Genomic DNA, 24,266 nt, shown 5'->3' with positions numbered 1-24,266 from the left:
TCGCCGTGTCAGATCCTCCCTGCCTCCGAAGTGCCAACTGCCTTGTTGATTTCGCGCAGCACGGCCTCATCCTGCTCCCGCTGCGCAGCTTGCCCAAGCGCCTCCAGCGCCTCGGCTGTCGCGATGCGGCCAAGCGACCAGGCGGCTGTCCCCCGAATCTCCGGCCTGACATCGGTCAGCAGCAGCCGGGCGAGATCCGGCACACTGCTTGCATCGCGGAAATTGCCAAGCGCCAGCACCGCATTGCGCTGAATCGGCTTGCGCCCCCGCCAGGCGGCTGCACTGGAGCCGAACCGGTCGCTGAACTCACGGTTCGACATAAACAGCAGCGACTTCAGCAGCGGCTTGACCAGCTCGGAATCAGGCTGCAGCTCAGGATGATGTCCGGCGTGGATGCCTTTGTTTTTCGGGCAAACAATCTGGCACGTATCGCAGCCGTACAGCCGGTTGCCAATTTTGCGCTTCAGCTCATCCTCTTCAATCAGACCCTTCGTCTGCGTCACAAATGAAATGCAGCGCTGGGCGTTGAGCTGTCCCGGACCGACCAGAGCGCCCGTTGGACAGGCGTCGATACAAATGGTGCAGTCGCCGCAGCTCTCCGTCACCGGATCATCCGGCGGAAACGGCACGTTCGTAATCAGCTCGCCAAGGTACACCCACGAGCCCCATTCCGGCGTGATGACCGCACAGTTTTTGCCGCTCCAGCCGATGCCTGCCCGCTCGGCGACAGCCCGGTCGACCAATGCGCCCGTATCCACCATATTGACGGTCCGGACCTGCGGTAGCCGTTCCCGCAGCCATGCCTCCAGCCGCTCCAGCCGGTTGCGCAGCACATGATGGTAATCCTGGCCCCAGGCCGATCTCGACAGTATTCCCCGGTAAGCGCCCGGCTCAGAGCGCGGCGGATCATGCAGCTTGGACGGATAGGCGACGGCAATCGAAATAAGCGAACGCGGAGCTTCGAGCGATAAGGCGGGATCAACCCGCTTCGCGATGTCTTTCTCTTCGAAGCCGGACTCAAAGCCTTTTTCCCGATGCTCCAGCAAAATCGTCCTCAGCTCGGCGAACGGCTCCGCGCTGGCGAAGCCGATCTTGTCGATGCCCAGCTCGGGGGCCGCCCGCCGCAGCTCCTCTTTGAGCGATGCCCAATCCATCTTGTCCCATTCCAGCAGCTCCGTCATGACAAGCTCCTCCAGTGCCGGAACGGCCATATCACCCATTCGGCCCGGCCGACCACCTCCTGCAGCGGCACGGAGCCGAAGCTGCGGCTGTCGTTGCTCGCATACCGTCTCCGGTTATCGCCCATCACAAACACATAGCCTTCACCAACCGTCAAGGGCTCGAACCGTCCGTCCTGAATGGCGGAATCCGTGTAAGGCTCAGCCGTTTCCTGCCCGTTGACGTACAGCTTGCCTCGCCTGACATGGACCTCATCTCCGGCCACAGCGACGATCCGCTTGACCAGAAACGACGACTCGGCCGTCATGCCCTCCGGATTGCGCAGCACCACGATATCCCCGCGTCCCGGAGGCTCCAGATAGCGGATCGTTTTGTTAATAAACAGCCACTCGCCGTCATGCAGCGTGGGCTGCATTGAGCCGCCCTTGACGGCCGACACATGAAATAAAAACTGGTACACAAGCGTCACGACGACGAGGGCGATGGACATCATTTTCACCCATTCCCAAATTTCGCGGACGATTCCCCGATTCCCGGTATGCTCATGCGGCGCTTCAGTCATCGCACGTTCATCCTTCCGCATTCCGATCCAGCCAAGCCTGGTAATACCGCTTCACCTCGGCGTCCTGAAAGGGCGCCTGTCCGGCGCGCACCAGGGTCAATAAACGCTGCAGTCCCTGCTTCGCCTTCGTATCCACGATATCCGGATAATGATATTGCTGCTTATGCCGTTCATACTCCTCCTGATCAACGACAAACACTTCCCCGGAAGGCAGCCGGATCACATCAAGGTCATAATCAATATAAGTGATCACCCGGCCGCTGACATAGGGGGGGGAAGCTACGTTGCAATAATAACGTACTCCCTGCTCCTCCATCAGCGCCACCACGTTAAACCATTCGCCGGGGATGAAAAAAGATACGCCGGGGATGCGGCTGACCCATTCCTTGCCGTCAGCCTCCACAATTTTCGTCTGGCTGTTGATAAACACACGCATGGCCTGCTCCCGGTGTGATTCATGGAGCAGCTGCTCGGGCACCAGCCAGTTTTCCAGCCACATGCGGTGGAGATGCCCGTCGTGCTTGAAGCTTTTGATCATATATGTCTCGAAGGTCTCCATGAGGCCCAAACCCTTCTGCTCAGCCCAACCCTGGCGGCGTAGACGCCCGCCGGGTCCGCAAGCGTTTGCTCCGATCTCTTCCTACTAGCATAAACGTATGCCTGTACGGTTTCAAGAGCGCCGGCCGTTCACGGGTACAAAAAAAAGCATAACGCGCGGCCCCTGTTCCTCGCGTTATGCCTAGCTTCCTGCGCCAGCCTGCGTCTGGCGTCTTTCCGGACGCTCCCGTCTATCCGTTCACAATACTCAGACGATGTGCAGCTCTGGAAAAATCATGGGCTTGATAGCCGGCTTTCTCGTAAACCGGCAGCACCACTTCATTATGGACATCGACCGTGACCATAATGCGCTGAACCTTGCGTCCGACAAACCGTCCGCGCAGCGCCTCAATCAAAGCCTGTCCGATTCCCCGGCGCTGAAAGCTTTGATCGACCGCAATGCGGTAATAATACGCTTGCTGCTGATCAATCGTGCCGACGATGACACCAACAATTTCTTCCTCTTCCTCCGCAACCAGGATGAGCTCGCTGTCCCAGGATAGCTGGCGGGCAAACGCGGCCATGGTTGCGTCATAACAGGCCTCTGACAAAACATTCTTGAACAACTCGGTGACAGCAACGGAATCCGACAATTGAAAAGAACGAATTTGATAAGAAGTTACCAGCATGCTGCACTCTCCCCAACCACTCTATTTACGTTAATTATAAATTACGACAAAAGCTGCTATAATTCCTGCTAAAAATTAAAAAAAACTTCATTTTCGGAATAAAAATTTCAAAATGTCGTGAAAACGCTTCCTTTTGAAGCAATTTCACGAACAATAACTGCTGTCGCCTTCGACCTTTACGACAACCGCGCAACCGCCGAAACACAGCAAACAGGCATGAGTCCGGCCAATACCGGATTCATGCCTCGCCTTCCTTCGCGCCATTTGGCGGACCCTTCCACGGCACACCGCCGGAATCGTCCTCCGGCCAGGCCAGCTGCTCCTGGCAGCCGCCCCATTCCGCAGCTCAAGGTCTCCCCGCATACGGCTGCTTCAGGGAATTAAACTTGTATCCGTAGCCTCGGACATTTTGGATCAGCACAGGCTCGGACGGATGAACTTCGATTTTTTTCCGCAGACTGCTGATATGCACGACAACGGTTCGTGTGTCCGAGTAGCTTTCAGCCCCCCATACTTGCCGATACAGCTCTTCCGCTGTAAAAATCTGGTCCGGGTTCTGAGCCAAAAACATCAGGATCTGCATTTCCTTGGCCGACACATTTACGGGCACCCCGCGAAGGCGCACGGAATAACTGGAAATATCAATTTCCAGGCCGCCGAACACCAGCTTCCGGTAATCCGAGGACGAAGGTACCGGCTCGCGATGAAATACCGGAGCGCGCCGCAAATTTGCTTCCACGCGGGCGATTAATACTTTCGGGTCAAACGGCTTCGTCATATAATCATCGGCGCCGAGTCCAAGCCCGCGGACTACATCTTCATTTTCCGTGTTGCAGCTGATGAAAATAATCGGCACATTCGACACGCGCCGGATGCTCTCGCACAGCTCCAGACCGCTCATCCCCGGCAATCCGATATCAAGCAGCACCAGATCCGGCGACGTTCTCACATATTCGCGCAGCCCGTCGGCACCGTCCCGCGACGTCAGAACGCGATAGCCGTGCGACTCCAGATACAGCTGAATGAGCTCGCTGATTTCCTTATCGTCCTCCACCAGCAATATACGTTGCTCAGACACCTTATTCTACCTCCTCGGGCAAGATTTCGACAGGCAGCGTAAATCGAAACGTCGATCCTTCGTTCGGCCTGCTCTCGGCGCCGACTTGTCCGCCATGGATTTCGACAATTTCCTTGACAATCGCCAGTCCCAAGCCGGAGCCGGTTACACTCCGCTCTCCCGTTCCTTTCACGAAGCGGTCAAACACATGGTTCAGCACGCCCGGGTCGATTCCCGCGCCCGTGTCGCTCACGGCAATCGTCAGCCAGCCTTCAAGCGGATAGTCCGGCTTGACGCGCAGCTCGCTGCTGATGCGGATCGCACCGCCCTGCGGCGTAAACTTGAGCGCATTAAAAATAATATTGCCGATCACCTGCTGAATCCGAAACGGGTCAACGGACACCAGCGGCGTTCCGCTAATGCCGGTCAGATCGGGCGGCGACAGCTCAAAGCGCAGCTGCCGGTCCTCGACGTCAAGCCTGTATTTGCCCATATAATCATGAAACAAATCCTCAACGGTCACATACGTAAAATGAAAGGTCGATTTCCCCGCCTCCAGCTTGGACAAATCGAATAAGTCCTGTACCAGACGGCTGACCAGCACCACCTTGTCATAAATCATCTGCAAATAGGAACGATCGTCCGGACGGATGTAGCCGTCCAGCATCGCCTTCAGATAGCCCTGAACCGATGTCATCGGCGTCCCCAGCTCATGTGAAATGTTGGCCAGCAGACGCTGGCGCGACGATTCCGCCTGCTTGAGATGCACGTTGGCCTCCTTCAAGCGGTCGTAGCTCCATTCCAGCTCCTTCGTTCGGTCCTTGATCCGGTCCTCCAAGGTGGCGTTAAGCACCAGCAGCTCATCTGACAACTTCTCAACTTTATAATAAGCCTTTGAAAATTTCAGTGCAACGATCAGCGTTTGTACGATCATAAATTGCATAACGCCGTAAGGCACGAAATCGGCGGTTTTGATCAAGCCATTGTAATACAGCATGTCATTCAGCGCAGCGATAAACATGAGGAGCGACGACAGGCCGTTCAGCAAGGTTCCGTCCCGGCGGCGGTAAGCGGCCAGCATAAAGACGTACCCCATGTACAAGAACATACCGATCGTGTAAATCTGAAAGACTTGCATCGAATAGGTGAAAATACGCGCGGGAAAAAAGACCACGATGAGCGACAGAGCGAAGCCCAGACCGGACAAAACGAGCACCAGCTTGCGAGGCAGCTCAGCCGGATAAAGCAGCTGGACAAACAGCACATAAATCGGGATGCCCCAGTACGGTGCAAGATATTCGGCCTTCACGGCAAGCTCCCATGGAAGCTGCGGGAAAAACCGCACCAGCAGCGTATCTCCCAGCAGCAGCGACCGCACCGCCAGCAAGCAGCAGAAAACGCCGATCAGCAAGCTCAGCTTATCCAGTTTACGCAGCATGAAAAGCGCCATATGGTAGCCGCCCAGCGTCAGCAGCGCGATGGAAATGACCAGCTGCTGCACCATGTTGGACTCACGCAGGTTGTTCACCGCCGGGGCCTCTCCCATATACAGCTCCGTCCAGAGCCCTCCCTTGCGCTGCACAAAGTTGGCTACCTGCAAGACGACTTCATTAATCCCCTGCTGCGATTGAAAATAAAAGACGCGCGCATACGTTTTCGGCTGCATCTCCTCTCGGGTTTTGCCGACCTTCCCGGTTTCTCCCTGCAGCTCGCCATTAATCCACAGCTTGTAAGAGGTGGCGACGGCAGGTATGTACAAGGCCTTGATCGAATCGGCTTGTTCCGGCGCAAAGCTAACAAGCAGACGGTAAGTACCGTAGCCCTGTGAGCTTGGCGCCGCTGACTGTCCGCTGCTTCCCCAAACATGCGGCACGATGACCGAGCGGGCGGAAGCCGCTCCTGGTCCCGCACGCCTGAAATCAGCAGGCTCCAGCAGCTCGCTGCTATAGAAAGTCCACGGACCGCGCAGCTCGGTCACCCGGTCCGGCTCGCCTGACATGCGGATAACCGGTTCAGTATCCGGGTTAACGACCGCCTGCGCTCCCGCAGGCAAGATGAAGCTGCTGATCAGCAAGGCAATAAGTAAGGAAAATAAAGGGCTAAATCGCATGCAATGGCCTTCCTTGTCGGTTTAATAAATAAAATGAAGCAAAGCAACCCGTTGTTTTCTCCATTATATCCATAAACCTCCGGTTCTGGCGACTGCTCGTTTCTTGCCCGGACCGTTGTACGCTAAGCCTCCTGCAGCACAGGCAGGCTTGGCCGCTGGCAAAAAAATGAACCCGTTCCCCAGACCGAGAGGGAAACAGGCTCATGCTGCATCTAGCAAGCTTGCACTGCCGCTGCAGAGCGAAAAGGACAGCCGGCGCAAGTCAGACGGAAGTCGGACCGTGCGGGCTGTCCCGCTGACGCTTACATGTCGAGCTCTGCCAGCAGCCGCTGCAGCACCGCCGCAGCCTGCGCCCGGCTTGCACTCGCACGGGGAGCAAACGTGCCGTCCGGGTAACCCGTGATCAGTCCGGCCGCAGCGGCTTGCTCCACAGCTCCAGCTGCCCAGCCGCTGATCGCCTGCCGGTCCGTGAAGGACGAAGGCGTCACCGCTTCCGCTGCTCCCGCAGGCGGCTTGCCTCCATGCTGCCGGAATGACTGGGCATTCACCAGCATGACCGCCAGCTGCTCCCGGCTAACCGGAGCGTCGGGGACAAAGGCTGCTTCGCTGACGCCGCTGATGATTCCGGCCGCAAAGGCTTGTGTGATCGCCTCGTAATACCACGCCTGCTCCGGCACGTCGCTGAAGGGCAAGCGGTCGGATGTCCTCCCGTTCAGACCAAGGCTGCGGGCGAGCAGCGCCGTCAGCTGCGCCCGCGTCAACACAGATTCCGGGGCAAAGCGGTCGTCGTCCATCCCCTCCGCCACTTGTCTCGCCGCCATGCGTTCAATCGCCGCTTGCGCCCAGTGGCCTTGGATATCGGTGAAGGTCCGGTTCCATTGCATCACCGCATAACGGGCCACCGAAGGCAAGACGACTTCGACCTGCCCCTTGGTGAAACGCCCTCCGATGTACTGCCAGCGGCCCGTCTGCTCCACATACCGGTATACTCCCGACCGTCCCGGTTCTGTGATCATCGGCTGCTCATAGGCCAGCACCACCTTCACCGGCCTGGCCCATTGTGTAATCAGCCGTCCTCCCGCACGGATTTGCAGATCGAACACCGGGGAAGCAAGCACCGCAAAAGCAGGCGGTTGCTCCAGCAGTCCGCTTTTATCCACCGTAAGCCAAACCGATTCTCCCCCGGAGAAGTCCGCGATCGCCTTGGCGGGAACGGTTACGGTCGCCTCGTCGGACGCTACAACGATCGCGGCATCCGCGTCTGCGGCGCGCGCCCAAACTTCACCGGTAAGCTCCACCTGCAGCCGGGCAACGGGCTGTTGGTCGCCGCCGCTTCTCGCATCAATCCGCACCTCCTGCCGCCCGTCCGCCAGCTGCTTCAGCAATTCATGCTCATTCGGCTTCACTACCCGCTCTCTGCCAGTAGTCCGGGCTTCAGTCGTCGGTTGGCTTAATGGAGGGAGTCCGCCGGGCACATCGCCGACCCCCGCCTGCTCGCCCGGAAGCCGGAAGGAAAACGTAACCGGCTCACTGGCTACTCCGTTCACAACGGCAACCGCCGTCACGGTTACGCTGCCGTTGACCTGGAGCGGTCGTATATACTCCAGCGCATCAGAGGTCAGCCGAGGCCAAGAGGCCAGGCCCGTTGTCGAGTAATAAATACGCGCACCGGGTACAGAGCTGGACAGCGCCAGCCGCTGGCTGCCCGTATACGTCCCTGACGCCAGCGAGGACTGCGGGGCAGGGGGACGTTTCGCCAACGCCCACGTCGCAGAGGAAATGAGCTCGGCCGAGGCGCTTTCGGCGGTTGCCTGCAGCGTCCATTCGTAGTATTCGCCTGCCGCTTCCATGAAGCGTGGCAGGCGCAGCTCTCCGTATACGATGCGCTGCACGGACACCAGATCGCCTCCCGCCTGTCCAAGCTTCAGCCGCACGTATGCGTTGACATCCGGACGCAGCGCGCCCCGGTCATCCACCGCCTGCACGCTGAAGCTGTAGCCAAGCTGCCCCTGCTTCAGCCGTTCAGGAGAGGCGCTGAGCTTCAACCGAGGCAAGCTGATCGCCCGGCGGGCATTAATCAGCCCGCTTCCGATGTACAAGCTGTCCCCGGCGGGCAGCTCCGCATACACCGGATGGCTAATCGGCAAGCGCAGCGCGCTGTCACGCACAATGTGCAGCACCTCCTCAGGTGTCAGCGTCTCATTTTGCGCCAGAATCAGACCGACGATCCCCGCTACAAACGGAGCCGCAAACGAAGTGCCGTTGCCATCCTCATAGCCCACGCCTTGCCTGAATGAAGCCGCCGTCGTCAGCATGTCCGTGCCTGGAGCAACCACGCCGATATTCCCGATATTGGAGAAATCAGCCAGCGCCAGCGTGCCGTCCGGCAGCCGGGTTACCGCTCCGACCGCCAGCACGCCCGGCATATTGGCCGGGAATGTGGTGGCTACGTGCTTGCGGGTTTGACCTGCCGTGCCGTCGCGGTCGCCCTGCTCCCCGTACACCCAATGGTTGCTGTTGTTTCCGCTGGCCGCTACCACCACGACACCATGCTCCAACGCATACCGCACAGCGTCCCTGACTACGCGGATCTGATCGGTGCCTGCTGTGACGGCGTCGATGCCCAGGCTCAGATTAATAATCGTTGCCCCTTGTCTGACTGCCCAGTAAATACCGGCAGCCAGCTTATCGCTAGGGATGACATAATCATCGCCGCTGGCCCAATACCCGACCCTGACGGGCAAAATTTCCGCGACCGGCCCTGCCACACCTGCTATACCGACGAAATTGCCGACGCCTGCGGCGATAATACCTGCAACCTTGGTGCCATGACCGTAGTTGTCACGGGAATCGCGCGTCTGGTTGACAGCATCGAAGCCCTCCAGCACCTGTCCCGCCAGATCGGGATGGTCCCCGTTCACGCCGGTATCCAGCACAGCGATCCTGATCTTTCTCCCTCCCGCAGGCAAAGACACATGGTTCCAGGCATACACAACATCCGTCACGCCCAGCCCCCATTGCTTCCAGCGATACGGGTCAGCGGAGCCGATCGGCCGGATCGGCGTCTCGCCGTCTTCGGGGCCGTCCCCGGGGCCATCCTCAGCGCCATGCTCGGCATCGCCTTCCGATCCGCTTCCGGAGGAGCCGTCCTCGCCACCATCCTCGGAATCTTCACCAGCTCCGCTTCCGGAGGAGTCTCCCCCGCCACTATCCTCGGAATGTTCGCCAGAGCCGCTGCCGTAGTTGTCGTCCCCGCCGCTGTTTTCGGAGCCGCCGCCAGCTTCGCTTCCAGCGCCGCCCTCAGCGCCATTGTCCGAGCCTGCTTCGCCGTTCCCGGCATGCCCGGCATTTTCTTCCCCCGGACTGCCGTCTTCAACAGAGCCGCCAGCGCCCGATCCGGCATCAAGGCTCTGATCTTGCCTCACTTGGAGTTCCGCTGCCGGGGCGTTCGTTGTATGTATCATACGAAACAAATACACGGGCTCCGCATATTCAATATCAGGCGAGCTTTGCCATTTGGTTACTGCCTGGTCCACTGTTTGTCCAGTCCCCAGCTCAACTTCGACAAATGGAAGCTGTTCTTCCCTATCCTCAGCTACCATAGCAGAGCGCATCGCGTACAAGCCTTGCTCCTCTGCCGGCTCCTTATACTTCACAACGAGCTTGCCCGGCAGTGTCAACGGGTGCGCCGAAGGCGGCTTAGCAGCCGTTTCTGTTGCCCGTTCCCTTTGCCCGGATTGCTGCAGCAGCTCCGCTTGTCCGGATCGTTCCGGCTGGCCCCCCGGCCCGGCCGTCTCGTATCCCTGCCCCCACGCAGGACGCTGACTGTGCGGTCCGAACAAAACCGCCAATAACATGACGCAGGCCATCCCCGCGCTCATCCATCCGATTTGACTTCTACTCATCCGTTCCTCCTCTCGGCTGCGCGTCACAGCTACGCAAGCCTTCTCTACCTTGAGTATAGGGTGCGTCTAGCAGAATCGCAAATCGCTAGCGGAAAACGGCTAGATTTTGTATGATTTTGTTGAATGATGACCGATTTCGGTCTATCAGACTAGCAACTCTCCTGCGCGGCATGCGTATGTAGTATACAACACCACAAGGCAAAAGAATGGAGTGATCAAGTGACCACCGAGAGCAAAACCCCTTCGGGCCGCAGCATGAAGCTGCTTAGCCTATTTGTGGCCGCCAGTCTGACTGCGGCAACCGGCTGCGCCAGCCAGCCCCAGTCGGCGCCAGCCCGACCCGTCTCCCCGGCATCATCCGGAGCTGCTGCGGACAAGCTTCCTGCGCCTGCGGCTGCGGGAACCGCCGTTTCATCGGCCAGCCAAATCCCTGACGATTATTGTCTCGATCAGGACAATGACGGTGATTGCGATGACGGCGGCGGCGCTGTCAATCGGTCCGGCAGCGGATTTTATTATGTCGGGTCATCCAGATATTACCCGCGGTTTTCCAGCGCTACCGGCATACCTTCTTCAACGGCCACCAGGGCGACTGGCAACAGCTCTACAACCAAATCAGGAGCAGTGTCCTCCGGCACAGCCTCGCCCCCTCCCGCAGCGGATGTGAAGCAGCCGACGACCAGCGCGCGCAGCGGATCGTTTACCTCGCCTGGCGGAACAACAGGAAAGGGGAACAACGCGTCCCAGGGAACTGCCGGTACGTCGAAGTCTGCCGGCAGCAGCACATCTGCTTCAACCGGGAGCTCTTCATCCTCGTCCGGCTCAAGCTCCGGCAGCTCAATGTCTTCCAGCAAGTCCTCCAGCTCGTCCGGAAGCTCCAGCGGTATTTCCTCCGGCTCCTCCAGCCGCGGCGGCATCGGCAGCTCTTCCTCGGGCGGCTCCAGCGGAGGTTAGCAGACTTCTCAAGCTCCACTGCAAAATGGAGGCTGGGGTCCTTTTTCCCAAGGAACATTGGTCTTGCGCGGGGCTATCAAATGCAAACTGACTTTCGGGTTTGTCCAGGAATAAAACCCGGCTGCACCGGCAATCCTAAATCGGTCGCACCGGGAACGGAGCGAGGCCAAGCTTGAGACATATGCTGCTCGACAATTTCCGCGCTTTTTGTCACGAACACTTAATATACATATATGTTGATTTTATATCTTATATAGGCGATAATAGGACATGGAACTTTCAAAATTCTAGGAGGTAGATGACAAGATGGCACATCAATTACCAGCACTGCCTTACGCAAACAACGCATTGGAACCACACATCGACGAAATGACGATGATGATTCACCACGATCGTCACCACAACGCATACGTTACGAACTTGAACGCTGCGCTGGAAAGCCATGCCGATCTGCAATCCAAAAGCATTGAAGAGCTGATCTCCGACCTGAACAGCGTACCTGAGGCAATCCGTACAGCTGTGCGCAACAACGGCGGCGGCCACGCGAACCACTCCCTGTTCTGGGAAACAATCGGCCCTAACGCTGGCGGCGCGCCAAGCGGCAAGCTGGCTGATGCGATCCAGGCTGAACTCGGCGGATTCGATAAATTCAAAGAAGACTTTGCCAAAGCAGGCGCAACCCGCTTCGGTTCCGGCTGGGCTTTCCTTGCTGTAACAAAAGAAGGCAAATTGAAAGTATACAGCTTGCCTAACCAAGACAGCCCGATCATGGAAGGTGAAACGCCACTCCTTGGTTTGGATGTATGGGAGCACGCTTACTACCTGAAATACCAAAACAAACGTCCTGACTACATTGCGGCGTTCTGGAACGTTGTCAACTGGGAAGAAGTTGGCAAGCGCTACGAAGCTGCTCTGTAAGATTTGAGCTAGAAAAAAAGACATGACCCGCGTCAGCTGCGGCCATGTCTTTTTTGCTTTGGAATGCGGCGCTGCCCGCAGCAAACCGGATGAGGCTCTGGTATATCAAGGAAATTCGCGCTATAATTTCACTATACCATCCACGTTACGTTTAGAAATGAGTGAAGCTTATGGACAAGCTGGTTTCTCTCCTGCAGCATGTGCCTCTGTTCCAGGATTTATCCACCGACGAGCTGGAAGTAATCGCCCCCCTGTTTGTGGAACGCAAATACAAAAAAGGCACAATTTTATTTTTCGAAGGGGATCTTGGCGATGAATTTTTCCTGATCCAAACCGGAGTCGTCAAAGTATACCGGATCGACAATGCAAAGGAAATTATTCTTTCCCTGTTTCATGATGGGGATTTTTTTGGCGAAATGGCATTGGTGCAAAAGGGGCTGCAGCGCTCAGCTACGGCGGAAACACTGGACAACTGCTCGATTTACACGCTCGTGCGCTCCGAATTTTATGCCTTTATGGAACGAAGCCCCAAATTGTGTCTGCGCCTGATGGAAACGACGATGGAGCGGCTGCGCAAAGCAAACGAGCAAATCTACGATCTCACGTTTCTCGATGTCCGCACCCGGATTATCAAAACGATCTTCCGGCTGTCCGAGCAATACGGCCAACGGAAACCGAGCGGCACTCTGATCAATATCAAGCTGACCCATCAGCAGCTCGCCAATCTGGTCGGCACGGTACGTGAATCGGTCACCAAGGTGCTGCAGGAGCTGCAGGATGACGGCATTATTTCGATCAACAAAAAGTTTATTTCCGTCCGCAATATGGAAGAGTTGAAAAGCCGAATTTACTAACGTTCACCGGCCCTTCCAGCCTGCCTTATCGCTCTATCGGCAGCCCCCGTATTCCGCTCTGTTTGAGACCTACGGGGGCTGTCGCGATTGCGGCTGTCCAGTGAAACGCTCAGCAAGGGGCGGCCCTCTGCAAGTCCTGACCATCCGGAAGCGTCAAGCCCCCGGTCAGCTCTCCAAGCCGCCCGCCTACGCCAATGTCGCCCTTTGCGAGAAATACGCCTGCAAAATGCGGAGAAACACGTTCGGAAAAGCATAGCCGTCCAGATCGTTCGGGCCGACCCAGCGGTAATGGGACGGCAGCACGGCTGGCGCAGTCGCATACGGCGTCAGCGCCAGCACCTCGGGACAGGCGGTGAACACGTCCAGCCTCCATTGAATGTGGCTGAACGTATGGTCAGCCTGCATCAGCCAATGCAGCGGCCCGATGCCCAGTCCGTCCTCCGCAAGGTGGGCGGCCAACCGCGCATGCGCCTGAGGCAAGCCCGCCGGTCCGGCCGATTCCTTGCCCGGCATGTCGATATGCGGCAGCTCCCACAAGCGGGCCAGCAGCCCCTCGGCCGGGCGCTGCCGAATCAACAGCTTGCCGGCGTGCTCGCCGATGCCTTCCAGCAGCAGCGCTGCGCGCGCTTCCGGACGCGGCGGCTTCGCTTTCGTTTTCACCGGCAGCGTCTCCTCCCGTCCCGCAGCGCGCCCGTCACAATGGACCATGACCGGACAGGTCAGACAATGCGGCGACTTCGGCGTACAGACAAGCGCGCCCAGCTCCATCAACGCCTGATTGAAATCGCTGGCCGCCCCCTCCGGGATTAGCTCCTTGGCCAGCGCCTCCATCCGGATACGGGTTTTCGGCTTCATAATATCGTCCTCGATCAGGAAGTACCGCGAAAGCACCCGCATGACGTTGCCATCCACCGCAGGCTCCGGCTTGCCGTAGGCGATGCTGAGAATGGCCCCCGTCGTATACGGCCCCACTCCCTTGAGCGCAGACACCTGCTCCTTCGTATCAGGCACAATACCGCCATACTGCTCGTGAACCTCACGGACCGCACTTTGCAAATTCCGTGCTCGCGAGTAATAGCCGAGTCCTTCCCACGCCTTCAGCACTTCATCCTCCGGCGCTTCAGCCAAGTGCTGTACGGTCGGAAATTTATCAATAAAACGGTGAAAATACGGAATAACCGTATCGACCCGCGTTTGCTGCAGCATAATTTCCGAAACCCAAATATAATACGGATTCCGGCTACGCCGCCAAGGCAGGTCCCGTTTATGCAGGCGGTACCAGGACAGCAGCTCGGTCGAGAAATAAAGTTGTTGCTCGATTTGTTCCATGACGTCTCCTTTGTTGTACATAACTGGGGCGTTTTCCGCACCTTCTATTATAGGCGATGGCCGGACGCCCGTCACCGCCCTCCGGTTTGACTTACCGGGCGGGAATGTGTACGCTCAAAACAGAACGAACGAAAGCGAGGTACCGGCGATGGAACAAGCCGATTACTCCCGGATGCGGCCCCCCGTTCCGCAGCCTGCCGATCTCCGCCAGCTGCAGGCCCGAGCAGCGGCTGCCTTTTTTGCCGTATACGGGCATATTTGGGGCGCAGCAGGTATGCTGACTGCCGCAGCCGTTTTTTTTCAGCAATTTATGCCGCTGCCTATGGCGTCGACATGGATCTCTCTCGCAGCCTGCGCGGCCACCGTGCTGCTCCTGCTTCGGAAGCGAAGCAGCCTTACAGAGCCTCGCGGCAGCGCGGCTTCTACGGACAGCGGGCGTTCTGTCGCTCGTAAACCGCTCCTCCTTGCGGCAGGCGGCGCGGTCATCTGCGCGATCATTTTGCTGCTGCTGAGCCGTACCGGACTGATCGGACCGCTTGATGCCTATATCGGCAAAGGGCTGCTGCTCACCGCTTTATATGCCGCGCTTAGCCGGACGCTCGGACTGCCCGTCGCACTGCTGGCTGTGTGGCAGCTCGCACTGACCCTAACGGCGGGCTGGAGCTACCTGGGCTTCGCGCCGGTGCTGATCGACGGCTTCAGCGGAGCCGGATTGATCGTCCTCGCAGCTATGATTCAACTTTGGAACAAAGGAGGGAGCCGGACATGAGAAGTTCGACACGATTGGCGAAGAAGATGCTTGCGTCCTCAGCCTTGGCGGCGCTGCTGCTGGCAACGGCTTGCTCGGCGCAAAGCGGACCGGAGCCGTTCGGAGGCGGCAAAGCGTCGGAAAGCAAACTGACCGCCGAGCAAGCGATGGCCGGAGCGTCAAGCGAAGTGCAATCGTTGTACAAGCAGTCCTGTCTGTCTTGTCATGCAACAAATTTGGAGGGCCGCGTAGGTCCCAAAACCAACTTGCAGCATGTCGGCGCACAAATGGACAAGGAAGCGATTGTGAAGCAGATCGAAGGCGGGGGAAACGGCATGCCTGGCTTCCAGGGCAAGCTCAAGCCGGAGGAAATCAGCGCATTGGCTGACTGGCTGGCCGGGCTGAAGTAGTCGAAAGTGGCGGCTGACTCGCCGCACTACGCAAAACAGGGTTACCGGAGCCGCTCCTGCGAGCAGCGTTCAAGTAGCCCTCTTTTTGACGTCGCGCGGCATGAACCGGGGAAGCAGCGTCGGAGGAGCCGAACTGACGAATCGCATAGTCGGATTCGACGATAATCACCTTCTGGCCGCAGCTTCTAGTCCCGGCCGGTGCCATCCAGTCGCTCTACAATCGCATAAGCCATGGCCAGCTCTGCGCTATGGGTAATGGAAAGGTGAATGACCATGCGGCACGAAGCGTCAGGCTGTCGTTCCGCGCCGCCAGCCTCGACCCCGGCTCCGGTCTCCGGCTTCGTCTCGCTCCCAATCGCCGCACCGCTATACCCGAGACGCTTCCATGCGGCTGCTTGCAGCCTGCATACCGGCTTGCCCCAGTCATCCGGCAAAACTTCAATATCCTGTAGAGATACCTGCTTGCCGATCCCACAGCCAAGCGCCTTGACGACCGCCTCCTTGGCGGCAAACCGCCCAGCCGCAAATTCGGCCAACCGCCCTTGCTTCGCTTCCGCGAGCTTGCGCTCAGCCGGCGTCAAGATCCGCTCCAGAAAACGTGTACCCGTAGAATCGCTCAATATTTTCTTCATTCTGGAAATTTCGAGCAGATCCGTGCCGATGCCTACGATCATTGTACCCACACCCCTTGCTTCAAGTCGGTTCGCCGGAGTCAGCGGCTGGAGACAGCAACAAACCACCGCGCTGCGGATCATCCGTTGCCGCACGGTGGCTGCCTGCCGCTCGCCCGCTACACGCCAGGAATCGGCGCGCGCTTATGCTCGGTCTTCAAATATTGCTTTTCCAGCTTCGCTTTGGCTTCATCCGCAATCGTCTTGCCCTCCAGATAATCGCTGTTGTCGCCATAGGTGATACCGAGCTCCTGCTCGTCGGTCTGGCCGTCCCACAATCCGGCGGTAGGCGCTTTGTCCAGTACGCTCTGCGGGACACCAAGTGTCTGCGCCAGCTGGCGCACCTGACGTTTGTTCAGCGTGCTGAGCGGCGTCAGATCGACAGCTCCGTCACCATATTTGGTGAAGAAGCCGGTAATCGCTTCCGAAGCATGATCCGTGCCGACAACAAGCAGGTTCAGCTCAAACGCAAGCGCGTATTGCATCACCATCCGCGTTCTCGCCTTCACATTTCCTTTGCCGCCGCGGCTCAAATGCTTGTGAACGCCAATTGCCTTCAAGCCATGCTCGGCCTCCAGTGCAATTTCATTCACAGCCTCCTCGATGTTCGTCTCGATCCGGTAGCTCAGCTGGAACGCCTCCGCTACTGCGTAGCTGTCGGCAATATCGCTTTGCTCGCCGTAGGGCTGGAACACACCGACCGTCTTGAACTCGCGTCCTCGCTCCGCGGTCAGCTCATCGGTAGCCCGCTTGCACAGCCCCGTCGCCACCGCGCTGTCGATCCCGCCGCTGATCGCGATCAGCAGACCGTCCACGCCGGCCTTGTCCACATACGATTTCAGAAAATCAACCCGCTTGCGAATTTCTGCTTCTACTTCGATTTCCGGCTGCACGCCAAGCTTGGCGATAATGTCCTGCTGCAAACTCATCATATCCCACTCCTGTCTTCATAGGTCGCGTGATGAACGGTCAGCCTTGGACTGAGCCCGTCCTTGTCAATTATGCTTACAAGTATACCACGATGAAGGGATAAGGAAAAACAGGAATGACGCAAGCAGGCAGGGAGCAGCCTCGTTTATTTCACCGCGCCCTGAGTGATGCCCTGGATAATAAACCGCTGTGCGAACAGGTAGACGACGAGAATGGGGAGAATATTCATGAGAATAGCCGGCAAAAATTTCTCGTAATCCGCCGAATACGTGCTGATGAATACTTGAGCGGCAAGCGGAAGCGTCAGGTTTTCCATGCCTGCGTTCTGCAAAATGATGACCGGCAGCAGAAAATCATTCCAGATCCACAATACGTTCAGAATTCCGATCGTGACGGAGGTAGGCGTCAGAATCGGCAGCACAATGCTGAAGAAGGTCTGGAGGCGGGTGCAGCCGTCGATCAGGGAAGCCTCCTCCAGTTCCAGGGGAATGCTTTTGATGAAGCCGTGGTAGATGAAAACCGCCAGCGCCGTACCGAAGCCGATGTACATATAGATGAGAGTCAGCTTGGGATTGGCTTGAATCCATCCCAGCTTGCTGCCGTATATGGATACGAGCGGGATCATAATCGCTTGAAACGGAATGATCATGGAGGCAACCATCACAAAAAACAGGTTTTGATTGAGCTTCGTATTGTTCCTGACGAAATAGTGAGCTGCCATGGACGAAAAAATCCAAATCAGTGCTACGCTGACGACAGTAATGACCATGCTATTGCCAAAGCTGCCCCAATAATTCATCTGCTTGACGGCAACCGCGAAATTGTCGATGCTGAAGGAGGTCGGCAAGGAAAAGGGCGAAGCGATCATTTGGGCATTGGTCTTGAATGCATTAAACACCAGCAGCACAAACGGAAAAACAAACAGGATCAGAGAGACCGCCAGCACCGTATAGACGGCAGCCTGCCGCAGCAGCATACGTGTTCTCATCAGGCGGAAACCTCCCATTTTTTGCTGAAATAAACCTGTAAAATCGTAGCTCCCGCTACCAGAAAAAAGAGCGCGAACGCCTCTGTTTGGCCCAAGCCGTAGTCGTAGCTGATAAACGCCTTGTTGTAAACATGCATGGAAGCCATTACCGTGCTGCCAAAAGGTCCGCCCTTGGTCAAGGCATAGTTCAGATCGTACACCATAAAGCCCCGCTGTAGCGTGAGAAAAACGGTCACAATAAAGGAAGGAACCATAAGCGGAATAATCATCCTGGTCAGCTTCGTCCAGGCATTCGCCCCATCGAGAGTGGAGGCTTCCTGAATGTCGTGGGGGACAGCCATCAAGCCAGCCACAAAGATCACCATCATATAGCCGGAATATTGCCAGACGGATACGACGACCATGGCCCAGAAGGCTTTGGTTTCATCGCCAAGCCAGGAGGTTTCAAACAGGGCAAGCCCCAGCTTCTCGCCGATGCCCGTAAAGAAGCTGTTGAAAATAAACTGCCAGATAAAGCCGAGCACAAGGCCGCCGATCAGATTAGGAGCAAAAAAAGTGGTCCGAAAAAAGTTTTGTCCTTTTATGCCGGACGTAACCAGATACGCCAGACCAAAAGCAATCACATTTGTCAGCGCAACCATAATAACCACATATTTGACCGTCAGCCACAGGGAAATCCAGAAGGCTTTATCCTTAAAAATCGAGATGTAATTCTCCACGCCGACAAAGGGCATGTGAGCCGCTATGCCGTCCCAACGGAAGAATGTTAAATATATGCCGTAAAGGAACGGGATGATGACAACGGTCGAAAAAGCCAGAACCGCAGGACCTGTGAAAATAAGCTGATTCTCCAAACGCTTGAGCGGACTCTTCTCAGCGATCATGATGGTGCTCCTCCTCCTCTTCCGCCGATGGAACCGGTAAGCCGATGGACGGATGAATCCAATCCACCGGCTTACCGGTTCACCCGCTTATCGTTTCATGCCGGACCGCAACCGGACCGCTGTATTACTTGACATTTTTCCAATAATCTTGAATTTCGCCGGCAAGACCTGCACGGTCGATTTTGCTCACCAGATATTTCTGCATGGAGGCGCCCAGCACTTTCCAATGGTCTCCCGGCACGTAGTTGCCTGCGAAGGGAAGCGACTTGCCCGCATTACTGTAGGCTTTAATGGATTTCGCCAAGGAATCCTTCGGCTCCAGGGTGATGTTCTTGAATGCGGGAATTACGCTGGCCTTATTCACCAGAAAGTCCTGTCCCGCCGGATCATACACGATCCATTCCAGAAATTTCCTCGCGGCCGCCTGCTGCTCCGGCGTATTGACGGATTGATCAATAAAAATTTGCTTGGTCGCTCCGATGGCAACCGACTGGTTCGCCTTGTCCCCTGCATGGCCGCTGACCGGAACCGGCATGAAGCCAAATTCGCCATTCGGACTGGTCTTCTGAATTTCCCCTGCCGTCCAGTTGCCGTTGAACGTCATAGCGGCGCTTCCTTTGGCTACCTCCGCCGCTGTCTGCTCATACGTAACGGTCAGCGGGGCTTTCTTGGCGCTGTTATACTTTGCCATAATATCGAAGGTATCCAGCAAGCCCGTAAAGGCAGCATTGTCGGCAAGCTTCGTTTTGCCCGCCTTCAGGGAAGCCAGAAAGCTGGCGACGTCTCCGTCAGGCTGGTTGGCATAGGCAAGAGCCAGGTAGTGATTGCCCAAGGACCAGTCCATGCTGCCAATGGTGAGCGGAGCAACGCCGGAATCTTGAATTTTCTTGAACAATTCCTCCAATGCTGCCGGGGTGTTGACGCTGGCAGGGTTGAAGGCTTCTCCTGTCGCCTTGTCAAGAACCGCTTTATTGTAAATAAGGCCGTAGCCTTCAATTGCAAAAGGAAACGTAACGATTTTGCCGTCGATGGTTTCTTTCTGGGTCAAATCCGCTACCCACTTCTCACCGGAGAGGTCCGCGGCCTTATCCTTGAATTTCAGAATGTCGCCGGTATCCATCATGGCCAAGGTAGCAGGAGCGCCGGAGGAGTACAGCACCGATGCCTTCTCGAAGGGGGATTGTCCGGTGTTCGTCCCCAGCACTTCGACGGAGATGCCCGGATTCACCTTCGTGAAGGCGGCTGCCGCCTCCTGAAACTGCGTCTGGATTTCAGGCTTGGAGTTTAACAAGGTGATCCTCACCGCCTTGTCCGCCGGTTTGTCGCTTCCTTCTCCGGCGGCCGGCGCATTGTCCTTGGAGCCGCAAGCGGAAAGGATCATGGACAACCCCAATGCCATAGCTAATGCCGCGAAACCTGCTTTTTTCATGCTCATCCCTTTTCCCCCTAAATGTAAGTAAAAATGACTGGAAACCATGCCGGCCAATTTCCGGAACGAGCCTTGCTGCAAGTTTCTCCGGCCTCTCCGGAAGCACAGGCTTGTCAGCGTGCAGCGCTTATGGAACCGCTCTCAATTCGGAACGAACATTCCTGTTCAAAGCTCTATTCACGCTATCCCGTGCAGCTGGAGACGAATATCCCGCTCTTCCCGCAAATCGTATGTCAAAGGTTTGTCATACGCCCATCTTACATCAGGACCCGCCGTATGTCAAAGGATTGACACAAAAATTTTCGTCCCGTATACTAAACCCAAATTGACCGTTTGATAACGCTTTTATCAGAAAGGGAGACTGTTTCAGTGGCTATTAAAAACGAGATCATGCTGATCACCTACGCCGACAGTATGGGGAAAAACCTGAAAGAAACGTCCGAGCTTCTTTCCAGGCATTTTAAAGGAATTATCGGCGGCGTTCATCTGTTGCCCTTCTATCCCTCCTCCGCGGACCGGGGGTTTGCGCCGATGACGTACGAGGAAGTGGATGCTGCCTTCGGCAACTGGGAGGAAGTGGCCAAAATCGGCCAGGACTTCTACCTGATGTACGACTTCATGATCAATCATATTTCTCGCAGCTCCGTCTATTTCCAGGACTTCGCGGAAAAGAAAGACGCCTCTCCGTACGCGGAGCTGTTCATCCGCTACAAGGATTTTTGGCCGCATGGCGCGCCTACCCAGGAGGAGGTGGACCTGATCTACAAGCGCAAGCCGCGGGCGCCTTCCGTAGAGGTTGCCTTCCCGGACGGAACCGTCGAGGAGGTGTGGTGCACCTTCGACGAGGAGCAGATCGACTTGAACCTGCGATCCGAGACGGCCAAGGCCTTTGTCCGCAAAAATCTGATCGACCTGGCCCAAAACGGCGCTTCCGTTATCCGCCTGGACGCCTTCGCCTATGCGACCAAGAAGCCCGGAACCACTTGCTTCTTTATCGAGCCGGATATTTGGGAGATGCTGGACGAAGCCAAGGCGCTGCTGGAGCCGTACGGCGTTGATGTCCTGCCTGAAATTCACGAGCATTACTCCATCCAGCTGAAGCTGGCGGAACAAGGTCATTGGGTCTACGATTTCGCGCTTCCGATGCTGGTTCTGCACGCCTTGTACGCAGGCACTAACGAGAGACTGTCCCACTGGCTCAACATTTGTCCGAGAAAGCAGTTCACCACCCTGGACACCCATGACGGAATCGGCGTTGTCGACGTTCGGGGTCTGATGAGTGACGACGAAATTGAGGAAACCAAGGAATACCTGTTCACCAAGGGCGCCAATGTCAAGAAAATTTACAATACCGTGGCGTATAACAATCTGGATATTTACCAGTTGAATTGCACCTATTATTCCGCTCTGGGCCATAACGACGATGCTTATGTATTGGCCCGCGCTATCCAGTTTTTCGCGCCGGGTATTCCACAGGTTTATTATGTGGGCTTGCTGGCCGGTGAGAACGATATTGAGCTGCTGGAGCAAACGAAGGTCGGCAGGAACATCAATCGCCATTATTATACGGTTGAGGAAGTGGAGCAAAATCTGGAGCGTCCGGTGCTGCAGCGCCTGTTCCGGCTGATGCGTTTCCGGAATGCCCATCCGGCTTTCGACGGAGACGTCGCCATCGTTCCGCAAGCGGAGAAGAGGCTGCTGGAGATCAGATGGACCAAGGACTTCCATTATGCCGTACTCCGGGCCGATCTTGGCGCCCATCAGTTCAAAATCGAATACACGGATCAAGAACGCGGCCAGGTTGTGGAGCTGGCGGGGATACACAACGACTAAGCGCCGCCCTCAGGTTTACCTGTCCTGCAAAACGTGCTATCCTTCCTGTAGCGCTTTCCATATTTCTTCAGGCAGAGGGATAAGTTGATGCCAACTATACATGATGTAGCACGCCAGGCAGGCGTTTCCGTCACAACAGTTTCGCGTGTGTTGAACAACCGGGGATATATCAGCGAGGAAACCCGCAGGAAGGTCTACGAGACGATGGAGGAGCTGAATTACCAGCCCAACGAAATCGCCAGGTCTCTGTTAAAGAAGCAATCCAATATTATCGGTCTCATTGTTCCGAACGTGTCGAATCCGTTTTTCGGCCAGCTGGCCGCTTACGTGGAGTTCTATGCTTACCAGTTTGGCTTCAAGCTTCTCTTGTGCAACTCCCATATGGACCCCTCCAAGGAGCGGGAATACATCGAAATGATGAAGAAAAATCGGGTGGACGGCATCATTATGGGCAGCCATACGCTGGAGGTCGACGATTACCGAAATCTTCCCCACCCTATCGTTACCTTCGACCGGAAAATTGACCCGAGCATTCCCTGCATTTCCTCCGATAACTACACGGGGGGCCGCTTGGCCACCCAATTGTTACTTGATCAGGGCTGCGCCAAGCTGGCCCATCTATGCGGCAATCTGTCCCTCGATATGCTGGCAAACCGTCGGACGGATGCCTTCACCGAGATGGCGTCGGAGCGGAGCGTGGAGCATGTGGTCATCCAGACGGATATGAACGTATTCGATTACCTGCAATACGAGCGGATCATCCACCAGCTATTCCGCGAGCACCCGGATATCGACGGCGTATTCGCCACCAGCGATGTCATCGCATCTTTTGTCTGCAAAATTGGCCGCGCCTTGAACCGCCCCATACCGGAACAGCTAAAGGTAGTGGGATACGACGATATCCAGCTTGCCTCCTGGTGCTCCCCTTCCATTACAACGGTCCGGCAGCCGATTGAGGAGATGGGCAAGCTTGCCATCGAGCTGATCCGCAGCCAGATCGACGGACAGGACGTCCGAATGGACAACGTGCTTCCCGTTCAGTTGGTCCAGCGGGAAACAACCCTATGATTGCCAAATACCGGAGGGAGGCGGCTTCCTATGACAACCATCTATACGATAGGCGAAGCGCTGATTGATTTTATTCCGACTCAAAAAGGCGTGCAGCTTAAAGAAGTGGACGGCTTCGAGAAGGCGGCTGGAGGAGCTCCGGCCAACGTGGCTTGTGCAGTAGCGAAGCTTGGCGGCTCCAGCGCCTTTATCGGCATGCTCGGCAAGGACGCCTTCGGCGATTTTCTCTTGGATACGCTGGCGCATAACGGCGTGAACACCAGCTACGTATACCGTACGGGCGAGGCAAAAACAACGCTGGCCTTCGTCAGCCTGAAGGAAGACGGCGACCGGGATTTTTCCTTCTATCGAAACCCGGGAGCGGATATGCTGCTGTCGGAGGAGCATGTGGCCGATGTGCCTTTTCGCTCGGGCGACATCCTCCATTATTGCTCCGTCGATCTCGTCGAAGCCCCCGTCAAGCACGCCCACCGGAAGGCAATCCGCTCCATCACGGAGCAGGGGGGCATCGTCAGCTTCGATCCGAACGTCCGGCTTCCCCTATGGCCCGATCCGGAGGCATGCAGGCGTACGATTCTGGAATTCATTCCAATGAGCCACCTTCTAAAGATCAGCGACGAAGAGCTAGCCTTCATCACCGGTATCGAAGAGGAAAACGAGGCGCTGGCCTCACTCTTTACGGGATCGGTACGGCATATTATCTATACCAAGGGCGCGGCCGGCGCCGTTTGGGTATCCCGGGACCATTCGCTTGCCGTCCCCGGAACGAAGGTGGAGGCCATTGATACGACGGGAGCGGGAGACGCCTTTATCGGCGCGGTGCTGTATCAGCTGCAGAGCCGCGGCCTGGCTCTCGAAGACTGGAGCCGCGATACGGCAGCGGAGCTGCTGTCCTTTGCCAATGCCGCCGCCGCTTTGACAACTACCCGTAAAGGCGCTATTGCTTCATTTCCAAAGCTTGCGGAAATTTCGTTGCTGCAGCATCCGCACTTATAAATCACTTCGTGACAGGTGAGACGTGCAACAACGAGTTGTCCAAGCGGCATGTCATGCATTTCAGGAACGGGACCACATCCGGTGAAAGGAACGGCGGAAGACGGCCCTTCCCCGGTCTTCCGCCTCGGTGTTGGCTGCTAGGCAAGCCTTTAGCCGAATCCCGTATTCGGGTATACGGACATGGCTTCCTCTCCCGGAGCGTTCCTTGATCCCAA

The 24,266-nt window shown here is 56.7% G+C and carries 22 protein-coding genes; 7 read left to right on the top strand and 15 right to left on the bottom strand.

Annotation, left to right across the window (positions count from 1 at the left end):
* Positions 1–8 precede the first annotated feature (8 nt).
* The 9 genes from queG to AC6ROY_RS09930 all read right to left on the bottom strand — a co-directional run bounded on the left by queG (position 9) and on the right by AC6ROY_RS09930 (position 10,956).
* Positions 9–1,181, bottom strand: coding sequence for a tRNA epoxyqueuosine(34) reductase QueG (gene queG, locus AC6ROY_RS09970; RefSeq protein WP_500100185.1), 1,173 nt, complete (start codon positions 1,179–1,181; stop codon positions 9–11).
* Positions 1,178–1,741, bottom strand: a complete 564-nt coding sequence (lepB, locus tag AC6ROY_RS09965) for a signal peptidase I (RefSeq protein WP_500100158.1) — start codon at positions 1,739–1,741, stop codon at positions 1,178–1,180. The genes queG and lepB overlap by 4 nt, the downstream gene beginning before the upstream one ends.
* A gap of 7 nt (positions 1,742–1,748) precedes the next feature.
* Entirely contained in the window at positions 1,749–2,300 is a 552-nt protein-coding gene (locus tag AC6ROY_RS09960) for a DUF402 domain-containing protein (RefSeq protein ID WP_500100157.1), read from the bottom strand.
* Positions 2,301–2,529: 229 nt separating this feature from the next.
* Positions 2,530–2,967 carry a GNAT family N-acetyltransferase gene (locus tag AC6ROY_RS09955; RefSeq protein WP_500100155.1) on the bottom strand — a complete coding sequence of 146 codons (438 nt, stop codon included), beginning with the start codon at positions 2,965–2,967 and terminating at the stop codon, positions 2,530–2,532.
* Between the two features lie 346 nt (positions 2,968–3,313).
* A complete protein-coding gene (locus tag AC6ROY_RS09950; RefSeq protein ID WP_500100154.1) occupies positions 3,314–4,045 on the bottom strand; it encodes a response regulator in 732 nt (243 codons plus the stop codon).
* 1 nt (position 4,046) lies between these two features.
* The gene (locus AC6ROY_RS09945; protein ID WP_500100152.1) at positions 4,047–6,134 is read right to left on the bottom strand and encodes a sensor histidine kinase; all 2,088 of its coding nucleotides are present in this window, start codon (positions 6,132–6,134) and stop codon (positions 4,047–4,049) included.
* Positions 6,135–6,436: 302 nt separating this feature from the next.
* A complete protein-coding gene (locus tag AC6ROY_RS09940; RefSeq protein WP_500100151.1) occupies positions 6,437–10,039 on the bottom strand; it encodes a S8 family serine peptidase in 3,603 nt (1,200 codons plus the stop codon).
* Positions 10,040–10,254: 215 nt separating this feature from the next.
* The gene (locus AC6ROY_RS09935) at positions 10,255–10,416 is read right to left on the bottom strand and encodes a hypothetical protein (protein WP_500100150.1); all 162 of its coding nucleotides are present in this window, start codon (positions 10,414–10,416) and stop codon (positions 10,255–10,257) included.
* Positions 10,417–10,575: 159 nt separating this feature from the next.
* Entirely contained in the window at positions 10,576–10,956 is a 381-nt protein-coding gene (locus AC6ROY_RS09930) for a hypothetical protein (RefSeq protein ID WP_500100149.1), read from the bottom strand.
* A 343-nt stretch (positions 10,957–11,299) separates the two neighbouring features.
* On the opposite strand from AC6ROY_RS09930, the gene AC6ROY_RS09925 reads away from it, so the two are divergent.
* Both AC6ROY_RS09925 and AC6ROY_RS09920 read left to right on the top strand, forming a co-directional pair.
* Positions 11,300–11,911, top strand: a complete 612-nt coding sequence (locus tag AC6ROY_RS09925; RefSeq protein WP_500100148.1) for a superoxide dismutase — start codon at positions 11,300–11,302, stop codon at positions 11,909–11,911.
* A gap of 170 nt (positions 11,912–12,081) precedes the next feature.
* On the top strand, positions 12,082–12,765 hold the full coding sequence (locus AC6ROY_RS09920; protein WP_500100147.1) for a Crp/Fnr family transcriptional regulator: 684 nt from the start codon (positions 12,082–12,084) through the stop codon (positions 12,763–12,765).
* A gap of 186 nt (positions 12,766–12,951) precedes the next feature.
* Here AC6ROY_RS09920 and mutY read toward each other — a convergent pair whose 3' ends face one another.
* Positions 12,952–14,094 (bottom strand): A/G-specific adenine glycosylase, encoded by a 1,143-nt coding sequence (gene mutY / locus AC6ROY_RS09915; protein ID WP_500100146.1) that lies wholly within the window; start codon positions 14,092–14,094, stop codon positions 12,952–12,954.
* Positions 14,095–14,242: 148 nt separating this feature from the next.
* On the opposite strand from mutY, the gene AC6ROY_RS09910 reads away from it, so the two are divergent.
* A complete protein-coding gene (locus tag AC6ROY_RS09910) occupies positions 14,243–14,863 on the top strand; it encodes a hypothetical protein (protein WP_500100145.1) in 621 nt (206 codons plus the stop codon).
* Positions 14,860–15,252 (top strand): c-type cytochrome, encoded by a 393-nt coding sequence (locus AC6ROY_RS09905; RefSeq protein ID WP_500100144.1) that lies wholly within the window; start codon positions 14,860–14,862, stop codon positions 15,250–15,252. The genes AC6ROY_RS09910 and AC6ROY_RS09905 overlap by 4 nt, the downstream gene beginning before the upstream one ends.
* Positions 15,253–15,437: 185 nt before the next feature.
* Here AC6ROY_RS09905 and acpS read toward each other — a convergent pair whose 3' ends face one another.
* The 5 genes from acpS to AC6ROY_RS09880 all read right to left on the bottom strand — a co-directional run bounded on the left by acpS (position 15,438) and on the right by AC6ROY_RS09880 (position 20,154).
* Positions 15,438–15,926, bottom strand: coding sequence for a holo-ACP synthase (gene acpS, locus AC6ROY_RS09900; protein ID WP_500100143.1), 489 nt, complete (start codon positions 15,924–15,926; stop codon positions 15,438–15,440).
* A 116-nt stretch (positions 15,927–16,042) separates the two neighbouring features.
* The gene (nadE, locus tag AC6ROY_RS09895) at positions 16,043–16,852 is read right to left on the bottom strand and encodes an NAD(+) synthase (protein ID WP_500100142.1); all 810 of its coding nucleotides are present in this window, start codon (positions 16,850–16,852) and stop codon (positions 16,043–16,045) included.
* Positions 16,853–16,998: 146 nt separating this feature from the next.
* Complete coding sequence (locus AC6ROY_RS09890) at positions 16,999–17,841, bottom strand: carbohydrate ABC transporter permease (RefSeq protein ID WP_500100141.1); 843 nt, start codon at positions 17,839–17,841, stop codon at positions 16,999–17,001.
* Positions 17,841–18,725, bottom strand: a complete 885-nt coding sequence (locus AC6ROY_RS09885; RefSeq protein ID WP_500100140.1) for a carbohydrate ABC transporter permease — start codon at positions 18,723–18,725, stop codon at positions 17,841–17,843. The genes AC6ROY_RS09890 and AC6ROY_RS09885 overlap by 1 nt, the downstream gene beginning before the upstream one ends.
* 124 nt (positions 18,726–18,849) lie before the next feature.
* Positions 18,850–20,154, bottom strand: a complete 1,305-nt coding sequence (locus tag AC6ROY_RS09880) for an ABC transporter substrate-binding protein (protein ID WP_500100184.1) — start codon at positions 20,152–20,154, stop codon at positions 18,850–18,852.
* 369 nt (positions 20,155–20,523) lie between these two features.
* Here AC6ROY_RS09880 and gtfA point away from each other — a divergent pair, with 369 nt between their 5' ends.
* The 3 genes from gtfA to AC6ROY_RS09865 all read left to right on the top strand — a co-directional run bounded on the left by gtfA (position 20,524) and on the right by AC6ROY_RS09865 (position 24,051).
* Positions 20,524–21,987: a sucrose phosphorylase gene (gene gtfA, locus AC6ROY_RS09875; RefSeq protein ID WP_500100139.1), complete on the top strand. Its 1,464-nt coding sequence runs from the start codon at positions 20,524–20,526 to the stop codon at positions 21,985–21,987.
* A gap of 87 nt (positions 21,988–22,074) precedes the next feature.
* Positions 22,075–23,055 carry a LacI family DNA-binding transcriptional regulator gene (locus AC6ROY_RS09870; RefSeq protein ID WP_500100138.1) on the top strand — a complete coding sequence of 327 codons (981 nt, stop codon included), beginning with the start codon at positions 22,075–22,077 and terminating at the stop codon, positions 23,053–23,055.
* Between the two features lie 30 nt (positions 23,056–23,085).
* On the top strand, positions 23,086–24,051 hold the full coding sequence (locus AC6ROY_RS09865; RefSeq protein ID WP_500100137.1) for a carbohydrate kinase family protein: 966 nt from the start codon (positions 23,086–23,088) through the stop codon (positions 24,049–24,051).
* Positions 24,052–24,266: the final 215 nt, after the last annotated feature.

Source organism: Paenibacillus sp. sg306046 (assembly GCF_059821225.1).
Note: the sequence above shows the minus strand (reverse complement) of the source record. Positions and strands in the feature narration are given on the sequence as shown.